Source organism: Cupriavidus sp. 94F1 (assembly GCF_057798875.1).
The window spans coordinates 389,642-416,143 of record NZ_JBYOJT010000006.1 but is presented as its reverse complement, the minus strand read 5'-3'; the positions used below and the strand labels follow the sequence as shown (position 1 = coordinate 416,143).

Below are 26,502 nucleotides of genomic sequence, written 5' to 3'. Positions count from 1 at the left end.
CAGGCATGCAATCTTTGGATTTCAAAGTTGAAATGCTTTGCGATGGCGCGCACAATCGGCAAACCGATCTCTTGCGTCCTGCCGCCATGTCGTCGCTGCCTGCCCCGATCCCGCTGAACCCGGCTTCCCCGGCCGTTCCCGGTGCGCGTCCGCGCATCTGGGCGATGGGGATCAGCCGCCTGTCGCGCGCCTTCGCCGACCTGATTCCGGCGTACGCCGCCCGCGCGGAATTCCGCATCGTCGGGCGGGCGTTCGAGTCGGCGGCCAGCGCCATCAACCGCGAGGCGCGCGAGAACCGCGTCGATGTGGTGGTGGCCGGGGGCTCCAACGGCGCCTACCTGCGCCAGCACGTGGACGTGCCCGTGGTGCTGGTCAAGGTCACCGGCTTCGACGTCATGAGTGCGCTGGCCACCGCGCGACGCATTTCGCCCAAGGTGGCCCTGGTCACGCATGCGTCCACGTACGCCGAAGTGGACGACTTCGTGGGTGCGTTCGGGCTCGATATTCCCCGCTATACCTACCTGACCGAAGACGATGCCACGGCGCGCGTGCGGGCGCTGAAGGAAGAAGGCATCCGCGTGGTGGTGGGGCCCGGCATGGTGACCGACCTGGCCGACAAGTACGGGCTGATGGGCGTGTTCCTGTATTCCGGCAACGCCGTGCGGCTGGCGCTGGAGGATGCGATCGAGGCCGCGCGGCTGCGGCGTATCGAATCCACGCGGCGCGATTACGTCAATGCCATCCTGGCCCACCTGAACGAAGGCGTGGCGGCCGTGGACGCCGAAGGGCGCGTGCAGGCGTTCAATCCGGCGATGGAGCGATTCCTGGGCACGCCGGCCGGCGCGGCCGTGGGGCGCAAGCTGTCCACGCTGGCACCGGGCCTGTCGCTCGATGGCGTGATGCAGAGCGGCGCGCGCGAGCTGGAGGCGATCCACCGGCTGGGCGACCGGATGGTGGTGGTCAACCGCATTCCGATCGTCGGCGAGTCTGGCGCTTCGGGGGCGGTGCTGACGATCCAGGACGCCAATGCGATCCATCGCGCCGACCGCAACCTGCGCTCGCGTACGCGGGCCCGCGCGGCGGGCGTGCGCTACAGCCTCGACGACCTGGCCGGCGATTCCCCCGCCATGAGCGACCTGCGGGCGCTGGCGCGGCGCTACGCGGTGGTCGATTCGACGGTGCTGGTCAGCGGGGAAAGCGGCACCGGCAAGGAGGTGCTGGCACAGGGCATGCACGATGCCAGCCCGCGCCGCGCGTTTCCGTTCGTTGCCGTCAACTGCGCGGCATTTCCGGAGGCACTGCTCGAATCCGAACTGTTCGGCTACGAGGAAGGGGCGTTCACGGGCGCCCGGCGCGGCGGCAAGGCCGGCCTGTTCGAATCGGCCCACAACGGCACGCTGTTCCTGGACGAAGTGGGCGACATGCCGCCAGCCTTGCAAACGCGGCTGCTGCGCGTGCTGCAGGAAAAGCAGGTGCTGCCGATTGGCGGTCTGGAAGCCGTGCCGGTCAACGTCCGCGTGATCGCCGCCACCCACCGCGACCTGGCCGCGCTGGTGCGCGAAGGGACGTTCCGCCAGGATCTTTACTACCGGCTCAATATCCTGCGGATCGAAATGCCGCCGCTGCGCGAGCGCGCGGCCGACCTGCCGGCGCTGGCCGCGCTGCTGTACCGGCGTGCCCAGGAACGGCTGGGCATCGACACGCCCGAGCCGCTGCCCGACGTAGTGCGCGGGCGGCTGGCCCGCTATATCTGGCCGGGCAACATCCGCGAACTCGAAAACGTGACAGAACGCATCGCCGTGCTCGTCGCCGGGACGGACCTGGCCCCGGCCGCGCTGCAGCGTGAACTGCAGGCGGCTGTCCCGGAACTGTTTTCGGGGCACGACATGGCCGTCCTGCAGCCGCCGGCAACGGACATGCCCGAGCCGGGCGGAGCAGGGCTGGCGGGTGTTGCCGGGACGCAATCGCTGGCCGGCGTCGCCAGGGCAAGCCAGGCCGAACACATCCGCCGCGTGCTGGCCGAGTGCGGCGGCAACCGTGCCGCCGCCTGCGCCCAGCTGGGCATCAGCGCCACCACGCTTTGGCGGAGGCTGCGGGAGGGATGAAGGGCATCGGCTGTGCTTGGCACATAAACGCAATTAACGGCCACCATGGATCGCAATGCTCGAAGGCCGTTCCGGCCCTGTGCATGCATACTCAGGGGCCGACATAGACGCAGAAAATCGTGGTCGTTCAGCTCACAAACTGCAGCGAATAAAGCACTTACGGCGATCGCGGCCCCTAATCACCGCAAATTCTGCGGTGATTAGCTTGTTCTTGCGGGGAATAGCCACCATAATCTCCGCATGAATCGCGGCGAATACACCTACATCTGGCAGGCACCCGACTGGCCCACTTGGCGATACGACGCCGGTGCGCTGGCGACGCCGATGGCCGAAGCCAGCCACGCGCAGGGGCTGCTGCTGGGACGGCTGTCCGATGTCGGCATGGGCCTGCGCGACCAGGCCTGTCTTGCCGCACTGACCGATGACGTGGTCAAGACGAGTGAAATCGAGGGCGAGCATCTCAGCGTGCATTCCGTTCGCTCGTCGATCGCGCGCAGACTCGGCGTCGACATCGGCGCGCTGGCGCCGGTAGATCGCCACGTCGAGGGCGTGGTCGAACTGGTGCTCGATGCCACGGCCAATTGCCGGACCCCCGTCAGCCAGGCGCGTTTGTTTGGCTGGCACGCGGCGCTTTTCCCTACCGGCTACTCCGGGCTGTCCTCGATCAACGTCGCCCAATGGCGCGACGACGCTGCGGGCCCGATGCAAGTGGTCTCGGGACCGCTGCACCGGCAGCGCGTCCATTTCGAAGCGCCGCCGGCCGGGCGTCTGGCGGCGGAGACCGCGCGATTCCTGGATTGGGTCAATGGCCCGCCTGTCGAGCCGCCGCTGGTCCGGGCCGGCCTGGCCCATCTTTGGTTTGTGACGCTGCACCCGTTCGACGACGGCAATGGGCGTATCGCGCGCGCCATTGGCGACTTGATGCTGGCCCGTGCCGATGGCAGTTTGCAGCGGTTCTACAGCCTGTCAGCGCAGATCCAGCGTGAGCGCAATGCGTACTACGACATCCTCGAGCGGACCCAGAAGGATTCGATGGATGTCACCCCGTGGCTCGCGTGGTTCTTCGAAACGTTGCTGCGTGCCGTGCAGCAGGCCCACGCCACGCTCGACGACGTATTGGCCAAGGCACGATTCTGGCGTCATTGGGGCATGCAGGCGCTCAACGCCCGGCAGGTCAAGGTGCTGAACCGGCTGCTGGACGGCTTCGAGGGCAAGCTCACCAGCAGCAAGTGGGCGGCCATTGCCAAATGCTCCGCAGATACGGCGCTGCGCGACATCAACGATCTGGTGGCGCGCGGGGCGCTGCGCAAGGCGGTTGGCGGCGGACGCAGCACGAGCTACGCGTTGAACGACGCGCCGCCGGACGCCCATGGCCACGCAGGCCATTGAGTGCGTGGCGTCAGCCCTCAAACATCGTCCGCCAGCCGCACCCCGGTGAATTGCCAACGCTGGTGCGGGTAGAAGAAGTTGCGATAGGTGGCGCGGATGTGCGATTCGGGGGTGACGCACGACCCGCCGCGCAGCACCATCTGGCTGCTCATGAACTTGCCGTTGTATTCGCCCACCGCGCCAGCACTGGGCCGGAAGCCCGGGTAGGGCAAGAAGGCGCTGGCCGTCCATTCCCAGACATCGCCGAACATCTGCCGCAGCACGCCCGACGTGTTCTGCCGGTCCGGCAGCGGCCGCAGCGAGCGGCCTTCGATGAAATTGCCGGTCGCGGGCAGGTTGCGGGCCGCGTGTTCCCATTCGGCTTCGGTCGGCAGGCGGCGTTCGGCCCAGCGCGCGAAGGCGTCGGCCTCGAAGAAGCTCACATGCGTGACCGGGCTTTCCGGGTCAACCGGCTGCATGCCGCGCAGCGTCATGTGCCACCAGGTGCCCTCACGGTCTTCCCAGTACAGCGGCGCCTCGATGCGGTTGTCGCAGACCCAGCGCCAGCCATCGGACAACCACAGCCCGGCGGTCTGGTAGCCGCCGTCCTCGATGAATTCGAACCACTGGCGGTTGCTCACGGGGTGCGAGCACAGCGCATACGGCTGCAGCAGCACCTGGTGGCGCGGCGTTTCACAGTCGAACGCAAAGTCGTCGTCGCCATGGCCCACCGTGACGATGCCGCCGGGCAGCGTGATCCAGTCGGGCGCGGGGCGGGGATCGGCCACCACCGGCACCGCCAAGGCCGGCGCGTACGCCGGGCGCAGCGGATTCTGGGCAAACAGATGAAGGATGTCGGTCAGCAGCAGTTCCTGGTGCTGCTGCTCGTGATGCAGGCCCAGCGTGATCAGCGCGGCTTCGTCGTCGGTCTGGGCCGACATCAGCAGCGTGAACATGCTGTCGTCCACGGCCTCGCGGTAGGCCAGCACCTCGTCCAGCGACGGTCGGGTCAGCAGCCCGCGCCGTGGCCGGGGATGGCGCGCGCCGACCGCTTCGTAATAGGAATTGAACAGGTAGCGATACTGCGGGTCCACCGGCTCGTAGTCGGGGATGCGTGCGCCAAGCACGAACTCCTCGAAGAACCACGTGGTATGGGCCAGGTGCCATTTGGCGGGGCTGGCGTCGTCCATCGACTGCACGGTGGCGTCGGCATCGGACAGGTCAGCCACCAGCGCCTCGGTGGCGGCGCGCACATGGCGATACTGGCTCAGCAGGGCGGGTTCGTGCGGCGGATGACTGGCGGTGGCAGGCAGCAGGGCTGAGGCGGCGGCGGTCATGCAGACTCCCGGATGACGGCGGATGCAGGGCTGGCTGGCAGGTTGTCCAGACAGTCGAACCATCATAGACCCATCTGCGCCGGGGGGCGAGCCGGGTGACTTCCGCGATCCCTGTAGGTCGATGCCTACAGCGGCCCGCACGCTGCGTACAGGCAAAAAAATGACAGGTACCCCTGATGGGGATACCTGTCTCAGACAGCAGCCGGCGCCACGGGGATCAGCGCCGGTACTTCACGGAGGCGGGGTGACGGCTCCAGTCGACAACCGGCTGGAACCAATCAGGCAGTTCAGGCGGCGGCGCGCAGCGCGTCGTTCAGGGCGGCGATTTCGGTCTTGGCCGTGCTCAGGCCAGCCTCGCGGGCTTCCGGACCCATGGCCAGGCCGTGGGCGCGGACGAACGAGATATCGGTAATGCCCAGGAAGCGCAGCACCACGTCGACAGTCACTTCATGCAGGTCCAGCGCCGCGCCGTCCTGGCGCACGCCGCCGCGCGACGACACCACGATGGCCTTCTTGCCCTTGGCCAGGCCTTCCGGACCATTCTCGGTGTAGCGGAACGTACGGCCGGCTTGCGCGATGCGGTCGATCCAGGCCTTGAGCTGGCTCGGGATACCGAAGTTGTATTGCGGTGCGCCAATCACGAGCACGTCGGCGGCCAGGAATTCGGCCAGGTATGCCTCGGTGATGTCCAGTTCGGCCTGCTGGGCGGCATTCAGGCCGTCCTTCGGGCCGCCCAGCACGGGCAGCAGGTGGTTGCCGAGGTGGGCCGGCGCTTCACGGTCCAGGTCGCGCACGGTGACCTTGGCGCTGGGGTTCTGGGCCACGAGGTCGGCCACGATGCTGGCGGTCAGGTTGCGCGAGACGGAGTTGTCGCCCAGTACGCTCGAATCGATCTGCAGGATGTTCATTGTCTGGCTCCACTAGTTCGGTTGGGATGGCTGAAAGATATAGTCTGGCCATTGATGCCGGTAGTGAGGCAAAATGCAAATGATTGTTCTATCGATGCAACGGAGCGCCCACCATGCAGGATCTCAACGATTTGTCGCTGTTTGCCCAGGTGGTGCAGCACGGCAGCTTTTCCGCAGCCAGTCGCGCCACGGGGGTGCCTAAATCGCGCCTGTCCCGGCGCATCGCCCAGCTGGAGCGGGATCTGGGCGTCCAGCTGCTGCGCCGGACCACGCGTCAGGTGCGTGTGACGCCGCTTGGCGAGTCTTACTACGCCCATTGCCGCGACATGCTGCAGGCCGCAGAGGCGGCGCGTGAAGTGATCGATCAGGCGCGCGAGCAGCCGGGCGGTCATCTGCGGATCAGTTGTCCCGTGGCCATCGTCCAGATCCTGTTGGCGCCCAATATCGGCCACTTCATGCGCGCCAATCCTGGTGTCCAGCTGGAGATCGATGCCACGAACCGCCGGGTTGACGTGATCGGCGAGGGCTATGACCTGGCCCTGCGCGTGCGCAATGTGCTGGACGATTCCAGCCTGGCCGTGCGCACCTTTGGCCGGAGCGACATGAAGCTGGTGGCCAGCCCCGCGCTGCTGGACAGCATTGGCCGCCCGCGCACGCCGCAGGCGCTGGAAGGCATGCCCGGGGTGGCGCAGAAACCGCACGAAGGGCGCCATGTCTGGACGTTGTTCGACAAGGCGGGCGAGCCCGTCCATATCGGATACGACCCGCGTCTGGTGTCCGACGAGTTCGCGATCCTGCGCGAGGCGGCCATCGCCGGCGTGGGCGTCGCCATGCTCCCGCGCATGTACTGCCGCGACGATGTCGAGCGCGGCGACCTCGAAGTGGTGCTGCCCCAGTGGGACCTGCCGATGGGCGTGCTGCACGCGGTGTTTCCGTCCCGGCAGGGCGTTACGCCGGCACTGCGCCGTTTCCTCGATTTCCTGGCCGAAGTGCTGCCGGAACACGCGCGCAAGGTGGGCATGATGACGACGACCGGTGTGCCGATGCATGCGGCGCCGCCCACCGCGCCGCCGCCCGCGCGATCGGGCACCCAGAAGGCGGACGCGGACTGAGTCCAGGCCGGCGCTTCCCGTTGGCGCTGCGCCTTTACCTTCACGCTGGCACGATCTAAGGTAGTTGTGCAGGTCACATGCGCCTGCATCAAACCGCAAGGAGCCATCGCGATGAGTCGCACGCAAGGAACGCAAGACCTGGGCAAAGCCATTCTCCGTATCGTGCTGGGCGTGCTGATCCTCTTGCACGGCATTTCGAAGCTGATGTCCGGTCCTGGCTTTGTCACGCAGGTGGTGACGCAAGCCGGCCTGCCCGCTGCGCTGGCCTACGGCGTCTACATCGGCGAGATCATTGCCCCCATCCTGCTGATCATCGGGCTCTGGACGCGCCTGGCCGGCCTGATCGTGGCCGTCAACATGCTGTTCGCGTTCGCCCTTGTCCATGCAAAGCAGCTTGGCGAGATGGCGCCCACCGGGGGCTGGGCGCTGGAACTCCAGGCGATGTACCTGGCCGCGGCGCTGGCGGTGGCCCTGCTCGGGGCGGGACGGTTCAGCGTCGGCGGTATCGACGGCAAGTGGAACTAGCCAGCGGGATCTGGTAACCCGGAAATAGGGAGACTGCCATGTCAGGCCTGATGATGTCTCGCGTACCGGCCGCCCTTGGCACGGTGCTGGCCGCCGCGCTGGCAGGCTGTGCCACCGGCCCCGACATCCGTACCGACTACAACCACAGCACCGACTTTTCCCAATACCGCACCTTTGCCTTCCTGCCGCGCCTGGGCACGGACCGGCAGGGCTACGAAAGCCTGACGACGCAATATCTGAAGGACGCGGTGCACAAGGAGATGACGGCGCGCGGCTATGAATATGCGCCGCGCCAGCCCGACCTGCTGGTCAACTTCAACATGCAGTTCCAGCAGAAGATCGTCAGCAGCCCGGCGCCGATGCCGCCGCCCGGCTACATGGGCTATTACGCCTACCGGGGCGGGCTCTACGCGCCGTGGCCCGGCTACGGTTTCTATAGCGATACCTACACCTATACCGAGGGCACGCTGAACATCGACCTGGTCGATGCCAGACGGAACCAGCTCGTCTGGGAAGGCGTGGCCCAGGGCGATGCCAGCCAGCCGGAGCGCCAGACCAGCCAGCTGATGATCGAGCAGGTGGTGGGGCAGATCTTCGCCAGGTATCCGTTCCGCGCGGGCATCGGGGCGCCGGGTCAATAAGGCGTGGCAAAGTCGTAAGTTTTTCCGCGCCGGGCCAGTCCCGCACAGCCAGACCCGCTACAATCGCTGCCCGTGGTTTTGAAGCTGTCATATCAAAAATGGGTCTGGGCTGGTTCGGATTGTCGACCTTCTGGCTGTTGCCGCTTGTCTGGCGAACGGTGGGGCGCGTGCTCGCCGGCGATCGCCGCCTGTTCGGCCGTGGCTCGCTGCGTATATGGATGGGTACGGTGCTGGTGCTGGGCGCCAGTGCCACGCTGGAGGCGTTGACCGGCGGCGAGGGCGAAGGCGCTACCGCCGGGGGTGCCGTCGGCCATGCGCTGGCCGGCACGGTGTCCGGCATGCTGGGCTGGACCGGCGCGCTGCTGATGATGCTGGCCGTGCTGGGCCTGGCCGCGCCGATGGTGTTCGGCGAAACCTGGCGCAGCCTGTTCCTGCTGCGCCGCCCGCGCGTGGATGCCGACGAGGCACCGGCTGCGGCGGCCGCGCGCCACGAATCACGCCACGAATCGCGCCACGAATCGCGCGCCGATCTGCGCGTGGATGCGCGTTCCGACTTCCGCACGGATTTCCGCTCCGAATTCCGCTCCGATCCGCGCTCCGAGGCCGCGCCCGCGCCGGCCGCGCCGCGCGAATCCGGCGATCGCTGGGAAACGACGTCGATGCCCGGTCAGAGCCGGCCGGCGCCGCGTCACAAGGGTATCGAAGCCGTATCCGCACGCCGCCAGCCAGCCTGGCAACCGCCGCCGCGCACGCGCCAGTCGCCCCCGCAGCCGGGCGAGATCTGGCTGCATCAGGCTGGCGCCCCGGGCGCCGTGAAGGCCGACCCGGTGGCCACACCGGCCCGCGCGGCATTGAGGCCCGACGTGCCCACGCCGCCGTCGCCGCAAGCCCGGCCGCAACCGAAGCCGCAACCGCAAGCCCGGCCCGACGCCAGACCCTCCGCACCACAGGCCACTGTGGTCAGCAGCCCGTTCCGCAATCCGCAACTCGGCCTTCGCTCGGCCATCACGACGCTGCCGGAGGCCATGGCTAAGCCCGCCGCGGTGGCGGCAAGCCCCGCTGCGGCCGTGGCGGCACCCGCTGAATCGGACGTGGCCGTCGCCGAAGCGCCGACCGTGGCCGACACGCAGGCGGCCGCGCAAGCCGATACCCCCGTCGCGCGCGCCACCGAGATCGCGGCTGATATCGCGACCGATATCGCGGCTGATATCGCGATGATCGCGGCTGCCACCGACTTGGCGGAGGAGGCTGTCGCACCGGCGCAGGCCGACGAACCCGTCACGCTGGCGTCCCTTCGCGATGAAGCGATGACGCTGCTGGCCGAATTGCGCGCGCTGGCTGGCAAGCCAATCGAAGCGCCCGCCGTCGAAGTGCCGGCTGAGGCCGGGCCGCTGGAAGCGGCGGCAGACCCGGCGCCGATCCAGGCGGCTGTCAAGCCGTTGGCGGCCGAGGCGGCTGTCGCGTTCGACCCGGCCGTTGAAGCCGAAGCCGAGCCGGTCGCTGCGGAGTGGATCGAGCCGGGCGCGCCGCAATCCCAGGCGCTGGAATCCCAGGCGCCGACAGCCCCGGCGCAAACGGCATCGGAAGCCATCGACGCCGCCGTTGCCGCGTCGATCTCGGAAGCCGAGGCCGAACCGGCCCCCGGGGCCGAAGTGGATACGGCCCTCGATGCGGCGGCCGACCCGCAAGTCGCCACCGTCGTGACGGCACCCATCGACGTGACGGAAGCGTTGCAGCCGGCCGATACCGTGCCGGCGCCGGAGCCTGCGCCGGTAGAGGATGCCAACGCCTTCGTCCAGCCCACGCCAAAGCCGCGCATCGTGCTGCCGGCCGTGGTGGGCAATACGGTGGCGCTGACCCCGGCCCAGCCCGCTGCGACCCAGACGTCGTTCACGGTGGCGCCTGCGCCACTTCCGGTGCCTGCAGCCCCCCGCGTGCCGGTTGACTACCGGCTGCCCGGCACCGACCTGCTGGAACCCGCCGCCGAGACCGGCGAGAGCGCGGAACAGATTTCCGAGGAACGGCTGCAGCAGACCGGCGAACTGATCGCGCAGCGGCTGGCCGAGTTCAAGGTGCCGGTGTCGGTGGTGGGCGCCAGCGCCGGTCCAGTCATCACGCGTTTCGAGGTCGATCCGGCTGTCGGCGTGCGCGGCGCGCAGGTGGTGGGCCTGATGAAGGACCTGGCGCGCGCGCTGGGCGTGACGTCGATCCGCGTGGTCGAGACGATTCCGGGCAAGACCTGCATGGGGCTGGAACTGCCCAATGCAAAGCGCCAGATGATCCGCCTGTCGGAGATCGTCAGCGGCAGCGCGTTCGATGCCCATGCGTCGAAGCTGGTGCTGGCAATGGGCAAGGACATCACGGGCAATCCCGTGGTGACGGACCTGGCCCGAGCGCCGCACCTGCTGGTGGCCGGCACGACCGGTTCGGGCAAGTCGGTGGCGGTGAACGCCATGATCCTGTCGATGCTCTACAAGGCCACGCCGGAAGACGTGCGCCTGATCATGATCGACCCGAAGATGCTGGAATTGTCGGTCTACGAGGGCATCCCCCACCTGCTGGCGCCCGTGGTGACCGACATGAAGCAGGCCGCGCACGCGCTGAACTGGTGCGTGGGCGAGATGGAAAAACGCTACCGGCTGATGTCGGCGCTGGGCGTGCGCAACCTGGCCGGCTACAACCAGAAGATCCGCGCGGCCGAAGCGGCCGGGCAGAAGGTGCCGAATCCGTTCTCGCTGACCCCCGACGCGCCGGAGTCGCTATCGACGCTGCCGCTGATCGTGGTGGTGATCGACGAACTGGCCGACCTGATGATGGTGGCGGGCAAGAAGATCGAGGAACTGATCGCCCGCCTGGCGCAGAAAGCGCGGGCAGCGGGCATCCACCTGATCCTGGCCACGCAGCGGCCGTCGGTGGACGTGATCACCGGCCTGATCAAGGCCAATATCCCGACGCGCGTGGCGTTCCAGGTGTCGTCGAAGATCGACTCGCGGACCATCCTGGACCAGATGGGCGCCGAAAGCCTGCTGGGGCAGGGCGACATGCTGTTCCTGCCGCCGGGCACCGGCTATCCGCAGCGCGTGCATGGCGCCTTCGTGGCCGACGAGGAAGTGCACCGCGTGGTGGAGCACTGGAAGCAGTTCGGCGAGCCGGACTATGACGAAGCCATCCTGGCGGGCGATGTGCCCGAAGGCGCTGCCGATCTGTTTGGCGAAGGCGGCGGCGATGGCGAGGCCGACCCGCTCTACGACGAGGCCGCGCAATTCGTGCTGACGTCACGCCGGGCGTCGATCTCGGCCGTGCAGCGGCAACTGCGCATCGGCTACAACCGCGCGGCGCGCCTGATCGAGCAGATGGAAGCCGCCGGCCTGGTGTCGCCGATGGGCCGCAACGGCACGCGCGAGGTCATCGCGCCCGGCGGCCCGGGCGACTGACCGGCACGCACCGGAACAAGGCCATCGCCATGCGCGCCATCCAGGGCAACCTGCTGCACGACATCCCGGTCCATACCGATGGCGAGGTCTTTACGGACCTGCTGTCGTGGCAAGCCACGGGCCGGGTCCGGATCGAGCGGATCGTCTCGAACGGCCAGGCCAGTCCGCCGGACTTCTGGTACGACAGCGCCGACGACGAGTGGGTGCTGGTGATCAGCGGCAGCGCCAGCGTGGAAATCGACGATGGCACCCGCCACAGGCTCGGCGCCGGCGACTGGCTGCAGTTGCCGGCCCATTGCCGCCATCGGGTGGCCTGGACCGACGCGGCGCAGCCCACGGTCTGGCTGGCCGTCCATGTGAGCCCGGAAGCAAAGTAACCGCCCGGGGCTGCGAGGGGGAAATGGGCGCACGCCGGGATGTCTTGTATGGCCCTCGTATGGCTTTATGATGTCGGGACAACTCACCCGGAGACTCCGGCTTGTCCCCCACGCCCCGGCTGCTCGTCGTCTGGTTCTCGCTTGCCTGTTTGTTCGGCCCGGCCGCCGTCCACGCTGCCCAGCCCGACACCCTGCGCATTGGCTCCAAGCGATTCACCGAGTCGTACATCCTGGGCGAAATCCTGGCGCAGGCCGCGGCGCCCCATGTCGGCACGCGGCACCTGCAGGGTCTTGGCAACACGGCCATCGTGTTCGAGGCGCTCAAGGCCGGCAATATCGATGCTTACCCCGACTACACCGGCACGCTGGCCAGCGAGGTGCTGAAGTTGCCCGGCCGCGCCACGCTGGCGCAGATCAACGCCGCGCTGGCGCCGATGGGGCTGGGCGCGGCCATTCCGCTGGGATTCGAGAATACCTATGCCATCGCGGTTGCCGATGCCCGTGCGGGCAGCCTGCATACGCTGGCAGACCTGGCGCGCCAGCCGAACATGCGACTGGGCCTGTCGCATGAATTCCTGGGGCGGGCCGACGGCTGGCCGTCGCTGGTACGGGCCTATGGCCTGCCGCACAAGCCGGTCGGCATCGACCATGGCATTGCCTACGAGGCGCTGCGCAATGGCCAGATCGACGGCACCGACATCTACTCGACCGACGCCAAGATCCATCGATTCCACCTGCGCGTACTGGAAGACAACCTGCACGTATTTCCCGGCTACGAGGCCGTGATCGTGTACCGGCTGGACGTGCCGCAGCGATTTCCGGCCGCCTGGCAGGCGTTGCGGCAGCTGGCCGGGCGTATCACCGTGACCGACATGATCGACATGAATGCAGCGGCGGAGATCGGCGGGGAATCGTTCACGGCCATTGCGCGGCGATTTCTGTCGGGCCGGCCGGTCGCTGCGGGCGGTGGCGGGGAAGGCCGGGCCGTTGGCCATCGCCTGCTCCCGGTGCTGGTGAGTGCCGATACCTGGCGGCTGACGCTGCGCCACCTGGCGCTGGTGGGCGGCGCGGTGGGCGCGGCTACGCTGGTGGGGTTGCCACTGGGCATCGTGGCGGCGCGCCGGCGCCGGCTGGGGCAGGTGCTGCTGGCGCTGGTGGGCATGCTGCAGACGGTGCCGTCGCTGGCGCTGCTGGCCATGCTGATTCCGTTGCTCGGGCAGATCGGCGTCTGGCCGGCGATGATCGCGCTCTTCCTCTATGCGCTGCTGCCCATCGTGCGCAATGCGTGCACGGGCCTGCAGGAAATTTCCCATGGCATGCGCGACGCGGCGCGGGCGCTTGGGTTCCGGCCGCTGCAGGTACTGCGCTACGTGGAAATCCCGTTGGCCATGCCGGTGGTGCTGGCCGGGGTCAAGACTGCCGCCATCATCAGCGTGGGCACGGCGACCATCGCCGCCTTCGTGGGGGCTGGCGGCTACGGCGAGCGCATCGTCACCGGACTGGCGCTCAATGATTCGACGTTGCTGCTGGCGGGCGCCATCCCGGCCGCGCTGCTGGCGCTGCTGGTGCAGGGCGCGTTCGGCGGCGTGGAATGGTGGATACGCCGCCAGCGTGTGTCCCGAGGCTAACCCATCCGTGATGCCCATGCGTGGATTCAAGATATTCCGATACTGGTGGCTGGCGATGGCGCTGATACCGATGGCCGGCGCCGCGCTTGGCGCCGGGCCAGCGCCGGCTGCCGCCGCCGATCAGGTTGCACGCGGGCGCTACCTGGCCCGCATCGCCAACTGCGTGGCCTGCCACACGGCCGCAGGCGGCGCGCCCATGGCCGGCGGGCTGCCGTTGCAGACCGGCGTCGGCACGGTGTATTCGACCAATATCACGCCCGACGCCGAAACCGGGCTCGGGCGCTATTCGCTCGACGATTTCGACCGCGCGGTGCGCCACGGCCAGGCGCGCGATGGCAAACGGCTGTACCCGGCCATGCCCTATACGTCCTACGCGAAGATGACGCGCGACGACGTGGCGGCGCTCTACGCCTGGATGCGCAGCGAGGTAAAGCCGGTGCGACAGGCCAATCGCGAGACAACGCTGCAGTGGCCGTACAGCATGCGCTGGCTGCTCGTGCCCTGGAACTGGCTGAACCTGCGCGGCGATCCGGTGCGGGCCGATGCGAAGCAGGGCCAGGCCTGGCAACGCGGCGCCTATATCGTGCAGGCCGTGGCCCACTGCGGCGCATGCCACACGCCGCGCGGCATGCTGTATGGCGAGAAGGGCATCGACGAACGGAGCCGCCACTTCCTGTCAGGCGCCACCGTCGAGGGGTGGTCGGCCACCAATCTCACCGGGGATGTCCTGACCGGGCTGGGGGCTTGGTCCAAAGCGGACCTGGTGGAGTACCTGCACACGGGCCGCAACGCCCACGCCACGTCGTTCGGGCCGATGTCCACGGTGATTGCCTCGTCCACGCAGTATATGAGCGCCGCCGATCTCGATGCGGTCGCCACGTACCTGAAATCCATTGCCGGCGCCCGGGGCGAGACGCAGCCATTCCGCTTCGACGCGACGGCGCAGCAGCAACTTGACCAGGGCCGCTTCGACACGCCCGGCGCGCGCCAGTACGCCACCTTCTGCATGCCTTGCCACCAGAGCAGCGGCAAGGGCTTTGCGCGGGTGTTTCCGCCGCTGGCCGGCAATCCGACCGTGGTCGATCCGAATCCGGCATCGCTGGTCAACCTGCTGCTCGACGGCGCCGTGACGGCACGCGTGGACACGGCCCCCACCGACTACCACATGCCCGGCTACGGCTGGACGCTGGACGACCAGGCGCTGGCCAATCTGCTGACCTTCATCCGGGGCAGCTGGGGCAATCGCGCCGCGCCCGTGACCCCGGAAGCCGTGGCCGAGCGCCGCCGCGCGATGGGCGTGCGCGCCCCCGAGACCCCATGACGCCATGACGATCACCCGCAGAGACTTTCTGAACGGCACCGCCATGACCGTGGCAGCGGGTCTGGCCCCGGCGCAGCTGCTGGCGGCCCCTGGGCCGGCCCCGGGCATCTATCCGCCCGCGTTGACGGGCCTGCGCGGCAACCATGCCGGCACCTACACGCTGGCGCACAGCCTGGCGCGCGAAGGCGCCACGTATCCCGGCGTGCTGGCCAGGGAAGCCTACGATCTGGTGGTGGTGGGCGGCGGCATCAGCGGCCTGGCGGCGGCGTGGTTCTATCAGCGCCGGTTTGGCGCCCGGCGTCGCATCCTGATTCTCGACAATCACGACGATTTCGGCGGCCATGCCAAGCGCAACGAGTTCACGGTGCGTGGGCGCACGCTGGTCACGTACGGCGGCAGCGCCGAGATGCCGCCGTCGGCCAACGACAATGCCGCAGTGCGCGCGCTGCTGGCGGGGCTGGGGCTGGCGCCCACCGCGCAGGCGCAGGCCTTGCCCGGCGAAGACTATGAACGCCGCGGCCTCGGGCGTGCCGTGTTCTTCGACGCCGGGCATTTTGGTCGGGACCAGTGGGTGGCCGGCGATCCGTATGCCGGCATTGTCGATGCGCGCCTGCGTGGCGCCGCGGTATCGACCGATGCCATCGACAAGCTGCGTGGTTTTCTGGAGAAAGCGCCATTACCCGCAGCGGATCGCGAGGCGCTGCTGCGGCTGGCGCAGGGTGCCACCGATTTTCTGGCGGGGATGCCAGCCGAGACCCGGCGCACGTATCTGCAATCCACGCGCTACGCCACGTTCTTGCGCGACAAGGCCGGGCTGGGGCTGGGCGCGCTGCGTTTCCTGCGCAGCCGCAGCCAGGACGCCTACGCGCTGGATGCCGACGGGATCTCCGTGGCACAAGCCATCGCCATCGGGTTGCCTGCCGGCGCCGGCATGCCCGACCCGGGTGTGGATGCCCGGCTGGGCAAGTCACCGGCGTCGCGCCAGTGGTTTGCGGATGGCAACGCCACGCTCGCCCGGGCGCTGGTAGCACAACTGGTGCCCGACGTGCTGCCAGCCGGCAGTCTGGCGGCCGGCGTTGCGGGCACGTCCCGCATCGGCTACGGCAAGCTCGACCAGGACGGCAGCGCCGTGCGCATCCGGCTGAACAGCACGGCGATCGCGGTCGAGCCCGATGTGCGCATCACGCGCGTGACCTACGGCTGGCAGGGCAATCTGCAACGCGTCGAGGCACAGCACGTGATTGTGGCCGGCTACGGCATGATGGTGCCGTTCATCGTGCCGACCCTGCCGGCGCCGGCCAAGGCCGCGCTGCGCGCGGAGGTCAAGGCGCCGCTTGTCTACGCGAAGGTGGCACTCGACAACTGGCGCGCCTTTGACGCGCTGAAGGCGTGGCGCGTCCATGCGCCGGCCATGGTCTATTCCGATCTCTGGCTGGAGCCTACGGCTGGCGGGCGGGATGATCCGGTGGTGCTGCACATGCTGTATGTGCCGACCGTGCCCGACAGCGGCATGCAGGCACGCGAACGCTTCCGCGCGGGGCGGGCGTTCCTGCTGGGCACGCCCTTCGATGTGCTGGAGCGCGATATCCGCGCGCAGCTGGACCGCATGCTGGCCGCCGGCGGCTTCCAGTCGGCCCGCGATATTCGCGCCATCACCGTCAACCGCTGGGCGCATGGCTACAGCTATATGCCTTCCACGCTGGTGCCTGACGACGCAGGTCTGCAAGGCGCGCTGGATCAGGCGGGCCTGGGCGTCGGCAATGTCCGTATTGCCGGGGCCGATGTGGCCGGAAGTCCTTCGGTCACCGCAGCCATCGACCAGGCGCAGCGCGCTGTGTCGTCGTTGCGGGCGGACAGTTAAGAAAGGGTGTCGGGCGGTGTCTCGCGGCAGGATGGCGTCGGGTTGGAGATGCCCGGCCGGACTCAGGGTGGTCGCGCGGTGTTCCCCCGCACGTACCGCGCATAACCGGATTCAACCGCCATTCACGAATTTGTACAGCAGTCGGCGAAATTCCTCGAATTCCTCAACAGTAAATCCCTGCAAGCGCTGATTCAATACTTCCGGCGCAATAGTCGGGATTTCGGAGGCAATACTCCGGCCTTTGGGTGTCAGGGTCAAATTCACCACGCGCCGGTCGTCAATGCTGCGGCTGCGTTCGAGCAGGCCTTTTTCCTCGAGCTTGTCGAGCATGCGGGTCATCAGGCCGCTGTCGATGCCAAGGAGCTTGCTGATCTCGAACGGGGTGCTCGCCATTCCTCGCGTGAGGGCAAGCAGAATACCCATTTGTTGGCCGTTGATGTCCAGTGGGCGCAGCGCCGAGTCCATTTCCATCAGAAGGCTGTTGCGGGCCTTGTTCAGGTGAAAGCCAATGCTTTGCGTCAGCTGGAAATTGTCAGGTGTGTAGTGCTTCACGACGGTTTCCTTTTGCGTTGCACTGATCGAAAGTTGATCGGTCAGTAACCGATCCACGCCCCGAACGAATGCTGTGTTGCGGGCATTCGTCGGACCGTAGTCTGGCAAAACCGCTGAGAAAGGGGAATTCAATTTTATTGTGTCTCGAATTAGATGAAATGAAATGCGCGAAACTGTGTCGATGAGATTTTCTGTGGCGCAATTGAAGGCAATTGGATAATCCCCCGTACGGGTTATTGAATGACTCGACATTATGTCAATGTGTGACGCCAGTAATGCTTTCGCCTGCAATATCACGAAGACGCGATGCGAAACTGCTTAAGGCGGGGTGCAAGAAAGTTCATCACGGCGCGGCGTCTATCCGGCGGGGCACTCCGGTACATTGCCCGGCAGGGGCTTGATATGCCACACAGGCCCATGTCGATCATTGCTCTGGAGTTCACCCGATGCGAGTGCCAGCTGGAGGAAAATCCGCCCGTAAATCGCTACGCAAATTCGTAGTGCAGGTTGCCGGCGGCCTATGCGTCGCCGTCGGCGCGTTTCCAGGTGGGGCCGGGGCGCAATCGAGCGCCGAGCTGGCCAACAAGAGCAACAACCCGCTGAACCTGGCGCCGTCATTCAATATCCAGAATTTCTATTCGCCGCGGCTGTATGGCAGCAATGCCCATACCAACGACCTGCTATTGCGCCCGACCCTCCCGGTGGCGCCGGGCAGCCTGATCGGCGTGCCCCAGATATTCCGTGGCACGGTGCCCATCAGTACCCGGCCCAAGGCCGACGGCTCGTACGAAACCGGCCTGGGCGACATCAACCTGTTCGATATCTTCCTGTTGCGCAGTGAAGGCATGCAGATCGGCGCCGGCCCGTTGCTGACGATGCCGACCGCCACCGATCCCAGCCTGGGGACCGGCAAGTGGCAGGCCGGCGTGGCCGCCGTGGTGGTGGACCCCACGCCCGCGCGGCTGCTGGGCATGCTGGTGCAGTGGCAGCATTCGTTCGCCGGGCAAAGCAGCCGGCCCGACGTGCAGTCGCTGACGGCCCAGCCGTTCATGATCTTCAACCTGCCGCATGGGTGGTACGTGCGATCCACGGGGACGTGGACCTTCGACCTGCAGCATGGCACCTACTACGTGCCGATTGGCCTGGGCGCGGGCAAGGCGTGGAAAGACGGGCACACCATCTTCAACGCGTTTGTCGAGCCGCAGTATTCCGTGCTGCATGACGGCAGTGGCGTTCCGCAATGGACGATATTTGCCGGCCTCAACATGACCTTCGGCAAATGAAGCGTACCTGGGCAGTGTTCGCGGTGATGGCATCGGCGTGGCTGGCCAGCGCGCCGGCGCCGGTGCGCGCCGAGCCCGATCTGCCGGACGGTGCAGCCGCGGCGTTGCCGGTTCCGTCAGCCGTGCCATCCGAAGCCCCGTCGGCGGGGGGCAATGCGCCGGCACCCAAGCCGAAGCTGTCGCTGTTCGACCCCGAGGACGGGATGTTCGACATGAGCGACTTCCTGCTTCACCACAAGGGCGCACTGCCGGTGCCGACGATCATCACCGAGCCGGCCGTGGGCTATGGCTTTGGGCTGGCGCTGGCGTTCTTCTCGGAATCGATGGCCGATGCCGCGGCAGAGGCCCGGGCATCGGGCAAGGGGCCGGCGCCGCCCAATATCACGGCCGTGGGCGGGGCCTATACGGAAAACGGCACCTGGGCAGCCGGCGCCGCGCACTTCCATACCTGGGGCGGCGACCGCATCCGCTATCTGGGTGCCATCGGCAAGGTCAACGCCAACCTGGAATACTTTGGCGTGCAGAACCAGCCGCGCGCCTATTCGCTCGATGGCTTCGCGCTGGTGCAGCAGTTGCTGTTCCGCGTGGCCGATTCCCATTGGTATATTGGGCCGCGCTACGTCTATGCGGACACCACGGCGAGCTTCAAGTTTGGCGCTTCGGCCAATGAACTGGGACCGATCGACAAAAGCCAGCGCATCGGCAAGGGCGGCCTGGTGGTCGACTACGATTCGCGCGACAACATCTTCTTCCCGAACAAGGGCAGCTACGCGGAATTCGAGGCCCAGTTTGCCCGCGGCGGCCTGGGCAGCACGCAAGACTTCAATATGTTCAACGCGCGTGGCTTTACCTGGCTGCCGCTGGCGCGCACGTGGATCCTGGGCCTGCGGGCCGATACCAGATTCTCGTCCGGCGACGTGCCGTTCTACGCGCAGCCGTATGTGGACCTGCGCGGCGTGCAGAAGGGCCGCTATCAGGACCGCAACGCGCTGGTGGCCGAGGCCGAGCTGCGCTGGGACGTGACGCCGCGCTGGTCGGTGCTGGCGTTTTCTGGCATGGGCAGGGCCTACGGCCGCTGGAACGACTTTTCGGACGCCTCCAACGTCGTCAGCGTCGGCGGCGGCTTCCGCTACATGATCGCGCGCAAGCTGGGGCTGTCGATGGGCATCGACGTGGCCCACAGCAAGAACCAGAACGCGTTCTACCTGCAGGTGGGCAGCGCCTGGCACTAGGCCCCGGGCGCCGCCGCTGCCTCGACGCCTTGCTGTGTCAGACCACGGCCGGGAAGTCCAGCGTGGTGTCGTTGACGCGATTGATCATGTTCGTGAACAGGATCGCGCTGATGGCCTGGATGGCTTCCACGATCTGCGCATCGCTGTAGCCGGCGGCGCGCACCGCCGCCACGCTGGCGGCCGGTACGGTGCCGCGGGTGCCCACCAGTTCCACGGCGAAACGCGTCAGCGCATCGATCTTCGCGTCTTCGGGGAACGTGCCCCGGCGCAACTGCTGCGTCTGTTCCACGCTGAAGCCGGCAATCTTTGTCGCAGTCAGCGTATGGGCAGCCAGACAGTAATCACAACCGCTGTGCTCGCTGACGGACAGGTTGATCGCTTCCAGTTCCCTGGCAGACAGGCTGCCTTGCTTGAGCACGGCGTTGGTCTGCAGCGCCTGGGCCAGCACGGCCGGCGCGTTGCTGCCGATGGTGGCGTAGGCGTTAGGCACCTTGCCGACGGCCTTGCGGATGGCGCCGAACAGTTCGGCGGTCTGGCCCGTGGCGTCCTGGGCGGCGATGGTATGGAGGCGGGTGGTCATGGTGTTGACTCCTTCAGATCGGATTGGATTGCGGGTTGCATGTCGGGGTTCGGGTGCCGCATCCGGCTTGGTAGCAGCACTGCCTTGGACTCAATGGTAGAGGCGACGACGATCCGGATGGATTAGAATCAAATCAAATTTTTGCTCAATCGTCTCACCACCCGAATGTATCCATGGACAGCCTGAGCGAACTGGTGCGCCTGCTGGCGCCATCCGGAACCGTCGACCTGCATTGCCGGGTGGCAGGTGCCTGGTCTGCCCACAACGCGCAGGCAGCGCCCGGGCACGTGCCGTACCACGCCATCCTCCACGGGCACGCCGATGTATCGATGGGCAGCGAGCCGCTGCGCGTGGCGGCAGGCGATGTGCTGCTGTTCCCGCACGGGGCGGCGCATACGTTGTCGGGCGTGCACGGCGGCACGACACGCCAGGCGGATTCCGGGCCGGAATCGCGCCATTTCAACGGGGTGGTGACCGAGGTGACAGTGCCGGGCGCGGCCGAGCCGCTGGACATCCTCTGCGGCACCTTCGTGCTGGGCAGTTCGGCGGGCGTGCTGCTGCGCGCGCTGCCCGAGATGCTGTGTGTCAAGACCGGCGCCAAGGGTGACGCCGGCCTGGGCTGGCTGCGCGGCCTGATCGGCATGATGCATGGGGAAGCCGAGGCGCCGGGGCCCGGCAGCGCGGCGATCATCGCCGATCTGTCAACCGCGCTGTTCACGGTGCTGCTGCGCACGCTGATCGCGCAGGGGGCGGTGTCGCATGGCGTGATGGCGCTGATGGCCGATGCGCGCCTGGCGCGGGCCGCGGATGCCGTGGTACGCCATCCCGAACGGCCGTGGACGGTCGACAGCCTCGCGCAAGTCTGCAGCATGTCGCGGGCCACGCTGGCCCGGCGCTTTGCACAGCTTGGCATGACGCCGCTGGAACTGGTGACCACGCTGCGCATGGAACGCGCCGCGCGGCTGCTGCGGCGGGACGGACTGTCGGCGGCGGCAGTGGCCGAACAGTGCGGCTACGCCTCGCAGGCCGCCTTCGGCCGGGTATTCAGCCAGCATTTCGGTCTGGGGCCGGGCGCGTACCGCCGCCAGCATCGCGCGCTTCGCCATGCAAGCGGTAGCGCGACCATTGTCCCGCAGCAACACGCCGGGCACGTAGGACGCGTCTGACACTGCACACCGCCCGCGCGCACTGGCAGGGCCCGTGTCTCGCGGACTAGACTGGCTGGACGATGACCTGTTCCTTCTTGCGGGAGGATGTCGCCATGGCCGCACGTTCCATCGCTTCGCTGTCGATCAGCTTCGGGCTGGTTTCCATTCCGGTGAAGGTCTATTCGGCCACCGAAAGCAAGTCGGCCATCAGCTTCAACCTGCTGCACAAGGGGTGCGGGTCGAGGCTGCGCCAGCAATACATCTGCCTGAAGGAAGACGTGGTGGTGGAGCGCGCCGACATGGTCAAGGGCTACGAATTCGAGAAGGACCGTTATGTGACCTTTACGCCCGACGAGCTGAAGGCGCTGGAGGATGCCGCCGAGCAGACCATCGACATCGTGTCGTTCATGCCGCTGGGCGCCATCGACCCGATCTACTACGACAAGGCCTATTACCTGGGCCCCGACAAGCGCGGCGGCAAGCCCTACAACCTGCTGGCCGAGGCCATGCGGGAAACCGGCACCTGCGCGCTGGCCAAGTGGGCCTGGAAGGGCAAGCAGTACATGGTGCAGATCCGCGTGGGCCAGGACGGCCTGATCCTGCAGCAACTGCTTTATGCCGACGAGGTACGCGACATGTCCGACCTGCATGTGGAGCGCATCGACGTGGCGCCCGCCGAACTCAAGCTGGCGCAGCAGCTGATCGAGCAGAATGCGGTGGACGGCTACGACGCCAGCGCCTATGTGGACGAGGAAAAACAGCGCATCCTGGAACAGATCGACAAGAAGATCGCCGGCAAGAAGATCACGGTGGCCGCCGAGACGCCTGCGCCGGCCGGTGGCGAGGTGATCGACCTGATGGAGGCGCTGCGCAAGAGCATCGGCAACAACAAGCGCCAGCCGGCAGCGAAGTCGGCCGGCAAGGCCGCCGCCGTCAAGGCGGCCGCGCCCGAAGCCCCGGCGCGCAAGACCGCCCGCCGGGCCACCGCGGCCCCGGCCGAAGCGCCGAAGCGCGCGGCGCGCAAGTAGGGCGCCTGGGGCGGCAATGCAAGCCTATTCGATGCGCGACGTGCAGGGGCTGCTGGGCATCTCGCGCAGCGTCATCACGGCGTTGATGACGGCCGGCGTGATTTCGCCCAGACGCGGCGCGCGCCAGGAATACCGCTTCACCTTCCAGGATGTGGTGCTGCTGCGCACGGCGCAATCACTGCGCGAGGCGGGCGTGCCCACGCGCCATGTCACACGGTCGCTACGGCACCTGCAGGGACTTGGCGAGGACGGCCGTCCGCCCACCGGCCTGCGCGTGACGGCTGTGGGCGGCGATGTGGCCGTGCAGGATCGCCGGGGGCGTTGGCATGTCGATTCGGGGCAGTTCGTGCTGGACCTGGACGATGCCGACCACCGGCGCGCCGGCGCCGAAGTCGTCGAGATGCGACGTCGCGCCACGCGGCAGGCACCGGGCCCCATGCAGGACGAGATCGGCCCGTCGGACTGGTTCGAACGCGGCGTTTCCCTCGAACATGTGGCGCCACGTGATGCCGAAGCCGCGTATCGGCATGCCCTGGCGCTGGCCCCCGATTATCTCGATGCTTGGCTCAACCTCGGCTGTCTGCTGTGCGACCAGGACCGGTTTGCCGACGCCGCCGCCGAATACCGCAAGGCCCTAAGTTATCTGCCATATCAACCGTTAATCCATTTCAATCTTGGCGTCGCCCTCGAGGATGCCGGTGCGAAGCGTGAGGCACTGGAAAGCTATCACGCGTGTATCGAACTGGCGCCCGACTTTGCCGACGCCCATTACAACGCCGCGCGACTGCACGAGGCGCTCGGCGACCCGCATCGGGCCATCCGCCATTACAACCAGTATCGCAAGCTGGAGCCGGTGGTATAGCCGGCAACATGCCGTGGTCACATCCTCCGTGTAGGCGCGCCGCCGACAGCATTGACACGCCCATCCGCTCCACAATCGGCGGAATCGGGCACAAGACGACAACAAGGGGACCTTGGCTTTGAATTTCTGGCAGGAGCGATTTGGCGGCTGGCATGTGTCGCCGCTGGCGCTGCTGGGGTGGCTTGGTACGTGCCTGTGCTTTGTTGCGGTGGCGGTCTGGCTTGGCCGGCAACGTGCCGATCATCTCGTCACGCAGCGCGAGGCCAGCATCGGCGCCGAGATCGTGGCAGCCCTGGAGCGCGTGGCGGAGACCGTCGATACGCTGGGCCGCCAGCACGTGGCGCCGCTGGCCGGCAAACCGTGCGCGCAAGCCGACCGTGCGCTGGCCACCGCACACAGCTTCATTCCTTATATCCGCACCGCCGCGCTGGTCGAACGCGGCGTCATCTATTGCTCGGGCACGCGGGGCCCCATAAATGTGCCGCTGGCCTACTACTTTGCCGATCCGCAACCGGGCGTGTCGCACCGGCTGATGCTGGTGCAGGGCACGCCGTTCCGCGAGTATGCGCCGGCGCTGGCGATGTTCCTGCCGCAGCCGGGCCAGCCCGACCGGGGCAGCTTCCTGCTGATCGAGGGGCGCTATGTCACCGATGCGCTGTCGCAAGGACTGGGCTTTGGCGCATCGGAAATCGTACTGACGGTGGGCCAGGCGTCGATCTATCACGATGGGACATATCTGCCCGCCCCGGCCAGGACGGCGGACGGCGTGACCACGCTGTCGAAGGCATGGCCGATGCAGGTCAAGGTGCTGGCATCCTTCGAATACGTCAACGCAATGCACCGCAAGTACGACCTGCTGTATGGTGCCATCGGCCTGCTCGCCGGGCTGCTTGTGGTGGCACTGTTCCTGCTTGTGGCTGCACCGCGCCGCCTGTTGCTGCAGGCGGTGCGACAGGCACTGAAGCGCAGCGAGTTTCATCTGGTGTACCAGCCCATCGTCGAGGTGCACTCGCGGCAATGGATCGGTGCCGAGGCTTTGCTGCGCTGGCAGCATCCGCGCTGGGGCAGTATTCCGCCAGGGTCGTATATCGAGACAGTGGAGTCGACGCCGTTGATCGACGACATCACGCATTTCGTGCTGCGCCGGGTGGTGGAGGACATCAACCATTACGGCCCCTCGGCACCGCTGCACGTGGCGGTCAACGCCGCGCCGCTCAGCCTGCGCCGGCGCACCTTCCTGGGCGACCTGGCTGCCTTGCAGCGGGCCATGCCGGACGGGTCGGGGCTGGTGCTGGAAATCACCGAGCGTCACCTGCTGGCGGACAGCGGCGCCACCCGCGAGGCCTTCGACCGGCTGCACCAGGCCGGCATCCGCCTGGCCGTGGACGACTTCGGCACCCGCAACAGCAACCTGGACCTGATCAAGAGCTTTCCGTTCGACTACCTGAAGATCGACCGCCAGTTCACGCAGGACGTGGACGCCAATGCGCAGGCGCTGCTGCGCAGCATCGTCAACATGGCGCATCACTTTCATCTGGTGGTGATCGCCGAGGGGATCGAGACCGAAGCCCAGCACGCACTGATCGTCGAAGCCGGGGTGGACTGGGCGCAGGGCTACCTGTACCAGCGGCCCGCCGCGCCGGCCAGCATCCTGGGGCGGCGCGGAATCTGGGTCAAGGAACGCGACGACGTTGGCGAGACAGCGATGGTGTAGGAAGCCGCAGATCCGCGCCTACGCCAGCGCCGCCTGCCACAACAGCGCCACGTTGAGCAGAATGATGATCACCGCGGAAGCGCCCGCCAGCGCCAGCGGCACGCCACGCACGCGCCAGGCCCCCATCAGGTGGCGGTCGGCGCCAAACAGGATCAGCGGCACCACGGCCAGCGGCAGTGTCAGGCTGAGCACGACCTGGCTGGCCACCAGCAGGCTGGCGGAGCCGTGTTCGCCGAATACCCAGACGGCGGCCAGCGCCGGCACGATGGCCGCGGCACGGGTCAGCAGCGCGCGGCGCATGCGCGACATGCGCAGGTCGAGAAAGCCTTCCATGACGGCCTGTCCCGCCAGCGTGCCCGTCAGCGTCGAATTCAGGCCGCATGCCAGCAGTGCCACAGCAAACAGCAGGCTGGCAAGATTGGAGTGCAGCAGCGGCGCCAGCAGGCGATGCGCGTCGGCCAGGTCTTCCACATCGGTCAGCCCATTGGCGTGGAACACCGAGGCCGCCAGGATCAGCAGCGCCGCGTTGATCAGGAAGGCAAAGCCGAGCGAGCCGAACGTATCGAGGCTCATGCCGCGCAGGATTTCGGCAAAGGACCGGCGCCGTGCCACGCGACTGCCCGGGGGCGGTGTGAAGCGGCGCACCAGCGAGGAATGCAGATAAAGGTTATGCGGCATCACCGTGGCGCCGACGATGCCGGCCGCCAGCCACAGCATGCCCGCATCGCGCACCAGATCGGCGGAGGGCGCCATGCCGCCCAGCACGTCGGCCCACTCGGGCTGGGCCATTGCCAGTTGGGCGACGAAGCAAAGGGCCACCAGCAGGATCAGCCCGGCGACCATGGCTTCCATGGTGCGCTGGCCGTAGCGTTGCACGGCCAGCATGGCCAGCGTCACAACGGCCGCAATCAGCACGCCGACCCAGAGCTTGACGTGGAACAGCAATTGAAGCGCCACCGCGCTGCCGACCACCTCTGCCACATCGCAGGCAATGATCGCGATCTCGCTGGCCACCCACAGGCCAAGGGTCACGCGGCGCGGAAATCGCTCGCGGCACAGCTGGGCGAGGTCGCGCCCGGTCACCACGCCAACCCGGGCGGCAATCCACTGCAACAGCATCGCCACCAGGCTCGACAGCGCAATCACGATCAGCAGGCTGTAGCCGTACTTGGCGCCGCCCGCGATGGCCGTGGCCCAGTTGCCAGGGTCCATGTAGCCCACGGCCACGAGCGCGCCGGCGCCCAGGAAAGCCAGGCGCGACCGCTGCGGCGGCCGTGCGGCGGGCAAGGTGGCGGAGTCGATTGGCGGCGGCGGCATGGTGTGGTGGGTCGGTCATGTGGAGTCGACTGACCCCATGGTGCATTCTAGGACGTTGTTGAGAATTATTCCCAATTGGCTTTGCCTAGTTGGGGGATTGCTTTCGCCTTCGCCCGGCGGACACAACGTTTAACGTTTTCGGCACAACCGGACACGTTCTCGGATGCCC

21 protein-coding genes are annotated in these 26,502 nt (G+C 67.4%); 16 read left to right on the top strand and 5 right to left on the bottom strand.

The window, feature by feature from the left end; all coding sequences use genetic code 11:
• Positions 1-164 precede the first annotated feature (164 nt).
• Positions 165-2,105 carry a propionate catabolism operon regulatory protein PrpR gene (gene prpR / locus AC3FJ6_RS17915; RefSeq protein ID WP_488773166.1) on the top strand — a complete coding sequence of 647 codons (1,941 nt, stop codon included), beginning with the start codon at positions 165-167 and terminating at the stop codon, positions 2,103-2,105.
• Between the two features lie 240 nt (positions 2,106-2,345).
• Positions 2,346-3,494 carry a Fic family protein gene (locus AC3FJ6_RS17910; protein ID WP_488773085.1) on the top strand — a complete coding sequence of 383 codons (1,149 nt, stop codon included), beginning with the start codon at positions 2,346-2,348 and terminating at the stop codon, positions 3,492-3,494.
• Positions 3,495-3,511: 17 nt separating this feature from the next.
• On the opposite strand, the gene egtB is transcribed toward AC3FJ6_RS17910, so the two are convergent.
• Both egtB and AC3FJ6_RS17900 read right to left on the bottom strand, forming a co-directional pair.
• Positions 3,512-4,810: an ergothioneine biosynthesis protein EgtB gene (egtB, locus tag AC3FJ6_RS17905; RefSeq protein ID WP_488773084.1), complete on the bottom strand. Its 1,299-nt coding sequence runs from the start codon at positions 4,808-4,810 to the stop codon at positions 3,512-3,514.
• 287 nt (positions 4,811-5,097) lie between these two features.
• The gene (locus tag AC3FJ6_RS17900) at positions 5,098-5,718 is read right to left on the bottom strand and encodes an FMN-dependent NADH-azoreductase (RefSeq protein WP_153947746.1); all 621 of its coding nucleotides are present in this window, start codon (positions 5,716-5,718) and stop codon (positions 5,098-5,100) included.
• 113 nt (positions 5,719-5,831) lie between these two features.
• On the opposite strand from AC3FJ6_RS17900, the gene AC3FJ6_RS17895 reads away from it, so the two are divergent.
• The 8 genes from AC3FJ6_RS17895 (at position 5,832) to AC3FJ6_RS17860 (ending at position 16,617) form a co-directional block, all read left to right on the top strand.
• A complete protein-coding gene (locus AC3FJ6_RS17895) occupies positions 5,832-6,830 on the top strand; it encodes a LysR substrate-binding domain-containing protein (RefSeq protein ID WP_488773083.1) in 999 nt (332 codons plus the stop codon).
• 111 nt (positions 6,831-6,941) lie between these two features.
• Complete coding sequence (locus AC3FJ6_RS17890) at positions 6,942-7,355, top strand: DoxX family protein (protein ID WP_153947744.1); 414 nt, start codon at positions 6,942-6,944, stop codon at positions 7,353-7,355.
• A 38-nt stretch (positions 7,356-7,393) separates the two neighbouring features.
• Positions 7,394-7,996 (top strand): DUF4136 domain-containing protein, encoded by a 603-nt coding sequence (locus AC3FJ6_RS17885; protein WP_488773082.1) that lies wholly within the window; start codon positions 7,394-7,396, stop codon positions 7,994-7,996.
• Between the two features lie 89 nt (positions 7,997-8,085).
• Positions 8,086-11,430 carry an FtsK/SpoIIIE family DNA translocase gene (locus AC3FJ6_RS17880; RefSeq protein ID WP_488773165.1) on the top strand — a complete coding sequence of 1,115 codons (3,345 nt, stop codon included), beginning with the start codon at positions 8,086-8,088 and terminating at the stop codon, positions 11,428-11,430.
• Between the two features lie 29 nt (positions 11,431-11,459).
• Positions 11,460-11,807, top strand: a complete 348-nt coding sequence (locus AC3FJ6_RS17875) for a cupin domain-containing protein (protein ID WP_153947742.1) — start codon at positions 11,460-11,462, stop codon at positions 11,805-11,807.
• A gap of 101 nt (positions 11,808-11,908) precedes the next feature.
• A complete protein-coding gene (locus AC3FJ6_RS17870) occupies positions 11,909-13,435 on the top strand; it encodes a glycine betaine ABC transporter substrate-binding protein (RefSeq protein ID WP_488773081.1) in 1,527 nt (508 codons plus the stop codon).
• A 16-nt stretch (positions 13,436-13,451) separates the two neighbouring features.
• Positions 13,452-14,756, top strand: a complete 1,305-nt coding sequence (locus AC3FJ6_RS17865) for a c-type cytochrome (protein WP_488773080.1) — start codon at positions 13,452-13,454, stop codon at positions 14,754-14,756.
• A gap of 4 nt (positions 14,757-14,760) precedes the next feature.
• On the top strand, positions 14,761-16,617 hold the full coding sequence (locus AC3FJ6_RS17860; protein ID WP_488773079.1) for a flavin monoamine oxidase family protein: 1,857 nt from the start codon (positions 14,761-14,763) through the stop codon (positions 16,615-16,617).
• 111 nt (positions 16,618-16,728) lie between these two features.
• On the opposite strand, the gene AC3FJ6_RS17855 is transcribed toward AC3FJ6_RS17860, so the two are convergent.
• The gene (locus tag AC3FJ6_RS17855) at positions 16,729-17,169 is read right to left on the bottom strand and encodes a MarR family winged helix-turn-helix transcriptional regulator (RefSeq protein WP_249641081.1); all 441 of its coding nucleotides are present in this window, start codon (positions 17,167-17,169) and stop codon (positions 16,729-16,731) included.
• A gap of 500 nt (positions 17,170-17,669) precedes the next feature.
• On the opposite strand from AC3FJ6_RS17855, the gene AC3FJ6_RS17850 reads away from it, so the two are divergent.
• Both AC3FJ6_RS17850 and AC3FJ6_RS17845 read left to right on the top strand, forming a co-directional pair.
• Entirely contained in the window at positions 17,670-18,452 is a 783-nt protein-coding gene (locus tag AC3FJ6_RS17850; protein WP_488773078.1) for a hypothetical protein, read from the top strand.
• On the top strand, positions 18,449-19,684 hold the full coding sequence (locus tag AC3FJ6_RS17845; RefSeq protein WP_488773077.1) for a BamA/TamA family outer membrane protein: 1,236 nt from the start codon (positions 18,449-18,451) through the stop codon (positions 19,682-19,684). The genes AC3FJ6_RS17850 and AC3FJ6_RS17845 overlap by 4 nt, the downstream gene beginning before the upstream one ends.
• A gap of 37 nt (positions 19,685-19,721) precedes the next feature.
• On the opposite strand, the gene AC3FJ6_RS17840 is transcribed toward AC3FJ6_RS17845, so the two are convergent.
• Complete coding sequence (locus tag AC3FJ6_RS17840; protein WP_488773076.1) at positions 19,722-20,264, bottom strand: carboxymuconolactone decarboxylase family protein; 543 nt, start codon at positions 20,262-20,264, stop codon at positions 19,722-19,724.
• 173 nt (positions 20,265-20,437) lie between these two features.
• Here AC3FJ6_RS17840 and AC3FJ6_RS17835 point away from each other — a divergent pair, with 173 nt between their 5' ends.
• The 4 genes from AC3FJ6_RS17835 (at position 20,438) to AC3FJ6_RS17820 (ending at position 25,016) form a co-directional block, all read left to right on the top strand.
• Positions 20,438-21,430, top strand: a complete 993-nt coding sequence (locus tag AC3FJ6_RS17835; protein ID WP_488773075.1) for an AraC family transcriptional regulator — start codon at positions 20,438-20,440, stop codon at positions 21,428-21,430.
• A 95-nt stretch (positions 21,431-21,525) separates the two neighbouring features.
• Positions 21,526-22,440 carry a non-homologous end joining protein Ku gene (gene ku, locus AC3FJ6_RS17830; protein ID WP_488773074.1) on the top strand — a complete coding sequence of 305 codons (915 nt, stop codon included), beginning with the start codon at positions 21,526-21,528 and terminating at the stop codon, positions 22,438-22,440.
• A 16-nt stretch (positions 22,441-22,456) separates the two neighbouring features.
• The gene (locus tag AC3FJ6_RS17825) at positions 22,457-23,302 is read left to right on the top strand and encodes a tetratricopeptide repeat protein (protein WP_488773073.1); all 846 of its coding nucleotides are present in this window, start codon (positions 22,457-22,459) and stop codon (positions 23,300-23,302) included.
• Between the two features lie 112 nt (positions 23,303-23,414).
• Entirely contained in the window at positions 23,415-25,016 is a 1,602-nt protein-coding gene (locus AC3FJ6_RS17820) for an EAL domain-containing protein (RefSeq protein ID WP_488773072.1), read from the top strand.
• An 18-nt stretch (positions 25,017-25,034) separates the two neighbouring features.
• Here AC3FJ6_RS17820 and AC3FJ6_RS17815 read toward each other — a convergent pair whose 3' ends face one another.
• Complete coding sequence (locus AC3FJ6_RS17815; protein ID WP_488773071.1) at positions 25,035-26,333, bottom strand: Nramp family divalent metal transporter; 1,299 nt, start codon at positions 26,331-26,333, stop codon at positions 25,035-25,037.
• Positions 26,334-26,502: the final 169 nt, after the last annotated feature.